A 3,317-nucleotide genomic window follows, 5' to 3' on the forward strand; every position below is an offset into this window, starting at 1 on the left:
CGCGGCCTGCTCAACGCCGACGGCTGGGGGGTCGGCTTCTACGCGGCAGACACGCGTGTACCGGTCCGCTGGCGGTCGGCCCGACCGCTGTGGGGCGACGCGTCCTTCGCCTCGGTCGCCCCCGTGCTGAGCTCCGGTGCCGTCCTGGCCGCCGTCCGGTCGGCGACCGTGGGGATGCCCTTGGACGAGAGTGCCGCGGCTCCGTTCACCGACGGGCACTGGCTGCTGTCGCACAACGGACGGGTCGAGCGAGGCGTGTTGCCGCCCAGCTCCGACGCGGAATCGGTGTGCGACTCCGCGCTTCTCGCCGCGCACGTCTTCTCTCGGGGCCCTGCGCGGGTGGCCGACACCGTGCGCGAGGTGTCGCGGCTCGACCCGGCGGCCACGCTCAACCTGCTGATGACCGACGGCACTCGGATCGTGGCTCTCACCTGGGGCGACCCTGCGAGCTACCTCGTGGAGCCCGACGGGGTGGTGGTCGCCAGCGAGCCTTGGGACGACGACCCCCGTTGGGTCGACGTTCCCGACCGACACCTGCTGGAGGTCGGCCCCTACGGTCTGACCCTGACCCCCTTGGAGGACTGATGTCCGTCTCCGAAATCGCGGTACACCTCGACCCCGGGGGACTGGTCCACCAGTTGGCCGGCGACGTACGCACAGGCCTCGGGTCCACCCCCAAGGTGCTCCCGCCCAAGTACTTCTACGACGCCCGCGGCAGTGAGCTCTTCGACGAGATCACCCGCTTGGAGGAGTACTACCCGACCCGCGCCGAGTCGCAGATCCTGCACCACCGGGCGGCGCAGGTCGCGAGCCTGACCGGGGCGCGGACGCTCGTCGAGATCGGGAGCGGGACCTCGGAGAAGACCCGACTGCTGCTGCGGGCGTTGTCCGCGGCCGGCACTCTGCAACAGTTCATCCCCTTCGACGTGGACCCTGTGGTGCTGCAGGGCGCAAGCGCGGCCGTCGCCGCCGAGTTCCCCGGCGTCAAGGTCTCGCCGGTCGTCGGGGACTTCGAGCGCCACCTCGACAAGCTCCCGGCCTCGCCGCGCCGTCTGATGGCGTTCCTGGGCTCGACCATCGGCAACCTCGCGCCGCGTCAGCGCGCCGAGTTCCTGACGGACGTACGCCGCGGCCTGGTCACCGGCGACGCGTTCCTGCTCGGTCTCGACCTGGTCAAGTCACCGGAGCGGCTGGTGGCCGCCTACGACGACTCCCGAGGGGTGACGGCCGAGTTCAACAAGAACGTGCTGGCCGTGATCAACCGGCAGCTCGATGCCGACTTCAACCTCGCCGCCTTCGAGCACGTGGCCCGGTGGGATCGCGAGCAGGAGTGGATCGAGATGCGCCTCAGGTCGGTGCGCGACCAGACCGTCCGCATCTCCGCTCTCGACCTGGACGTCGCGTTCGGCGCCGGGGAGGAGATGCGGACCGAGATCTCGGCGAAGTTCAGCCACGCGCGGATCAGCGAGGAACTCGCTGCCGCCGGGCTGCGCCTGACGCACTGGTGGACCGACCCCGTGGGCGACTTCGCCCTGACCCTCTCCGAACCGGCCTGAGCAGCATCCCCTCGACGATCCCCGGCAGCCCGGTTGCGGAGCCAGGTCAGGCCAGAGGTGGATCGCTGGCCGCGCGTCGGGCACCCTCCTCGAAGAACCCGATCAGTGTTGCGACGTCGGGCAGCTCCGTCATCGGCCGGGTCACACCGAACGGCGCGTTCCAGAAGTCGCCCCGGCGGGGGGCCCACGGCCCGACGTAGGCGTAGGGCTCGAGAAGATAGGTGTCTCCAGGAGAGACGCCGTAGTTGACCTCGGCGGAGGTGATCGCGACGTCGAAGTGCTCGGGCCACAGCACCGGCTCCTCGGCGGGCGCAAACGCACGCAGCGCCGCGTCGCCGATCGCGAATGCCCCGAGGATGACGTCGGCGGCCCCGGGGTCGACCACGACAGGATCGTTGAGACCAGGAGCAGGACCCTCGGCGTACACGCCGCGCAGTGTCCGCGCCTCGACCCCGGCTGCGCGGGCGAGCCCCTCGAACGTCCCGCCCAGCGGGAGCCTCACGCCAGGGCCCACCAGGTCGAGCCGCTCGACCCGGAGGTGAGGCGCGGCCGCGGTGCCGAACCCACCGGGAGTCACCCGGAGCCGGATGCTCTGGCTCCGGTCGTACTGCGGTCCGGCGAGCACGAACTCGGCGACGCCGTGCAGCGCGTGCCGGGTGGTCGTCAGGGTGTGCTGGTCCATGTCCTCAACTCCTCGGTCGCATTCTCTCTCCCGGTGTGTAACGCCTGCGTCCTCCACGGGACTGATCGTGCGAGGACCTCGTGCGCACGATGCGCACACACATAGGTGTCACGGACCCGAGGAGGCGTTACATGACATCGCCGACATCCACCGACAACAGCGCTCCCGAGGGCCGTTGGCACCCGGTGAACCCGGTCGACGTGCCGGAGGAGGGGCGGGTACGCAGCGTCACCGTGGACGGGCGGAGCATCGCCCTCACCCGGTGCGGTCAGACCCTGGGGGCCCTGGAGAACCACTGTCCGCACCAGGGTGGACCGCTGGGCGAGGGATCGATCGAGAAGGGGCTGCTGCGCTGCCCCTGGCACGGTTACGACTACGACCCGCTCACCGGTCGACCGCCGGGAGACTTCGCCGACACGGTCACCGCCTACGACATCGAGGAACGCGCGGACGGCGTCCATGTCCGGCTCCCCGAACCGGTGCCGCCCGCCCGGACCGTCGCCGACGTCCTGGTCGAGACCCTCGTGGCCCACGGCGTGACCCGGGTCTTCGGGATGGTGGGGCACTCCAACCTCGGGTTCGCCGATGCCCTGCGCCGTGCGGAGCAGCGAGGCGAGCTGACCTTCATCGGCATCCGGCACGAGGGAGCCGCCGCGTTCGCCGCCAGTGCCTACGGCAAGCTGACCGGCCGACCAGCCGCGTGCTTCGCGATCGCCGGACCCGGTTCGACCAACCTTCTCACCGGCCTGTACGACGCGAAGCTGGACCAGTCCCCGGTGATCGCGATCTCCGGCCAGGTACCCTCCAAGGTGCTCGGCCGGGGCGCCTTCCAGGACCTGGACCTCTCCGCGGTCTTCAAGGACGTCGCCATCACCTCGACGACGGTGCTGTCCGGGAGCGACCACGCCGAGCTGGCCGCGATCGCCGTCAAGCACGCCCGCGACGGCCGCGGGGTCGCGCATCTGGTGCTCCCCGACGAGGTGCAGGCGCTGCCCTCGGACGCACCGCCCGCATTGCCCGACGGGAGGTACTCCCTCCGGCTGGTCCGCCCCGACGAGGACGCCCTCGCCCGCGCGGCC

4 protein-coding genes are annotated in these 3,317 nt (G+C 71.1%); 3 read left to right on the forward strand and 1 reads right to left on the reverse strand.

Annotated elements, in window-relative coordinates; all coding sequences use genetic code 11:
- Both RMO85_RS17300 and egtD read left to right on the forward strand, forming a co-directional pair.
- Positions 1 to 585, forward strand: a 585-nt coding sequence (locus RMO85_RS17300) for a class II glutamine amidotransferase (protein ID WP_310529961.1), incomplete at its 5' end; no start/stop codon positions are given.
- On the forward strand, positions 585 to 1,556 hold the full coding sequence (gene egtD / locus RMO85_RS17305) for an L-histidine N(alpha)-methyltransferase (RefSeq protein WP_310529962.1): 972 nt from the start codon (positions 585 to 587) through the stop codon (positions 1,554 to 1,556). The genes RMO85_RS17300 and egtD, both read left to right, overlap by 1 nt.
- A 46-nt stretch (positions 1,557 to 1,602) precedes the next feature.
- Here egtD and RMO85_RS17310 read toward each other — a convergent pair whose 3' ends face one another.
- Entirely contained in the window at positions 1,603 to 2,238 is a 636-nt protein-coding gene (locus RMO85_RS17310) for a hypothetical protein (RefSeq protein ID WP_310529963.1), read from the reverse strand.
- Between the two features lie 131 nt (positions 2,239 to 2,369).
- Here RMO85_RS17310 and RMO85_RS17315 point away from each other — a divergent pair.
- A partial coding sequence (locus tag RMO85_RS17315; RefSeq protein WP_310529964.1) for a thiamine pyrophosphate-binding protein occupies positions 2,370 to 3,317 on the forward strand: 948 nt, incomplete at its 3' end.

It is taken from the genome of Nocardioides sp. (assembly GCF_031422975.1).
In the GTDB taxonomy this organism is placed as follows: domain Bacteria; phylum Actinomycetota; class Actinomycetes; order Propionibacteriales; family Nocardioidaceae; genus Nocardioides.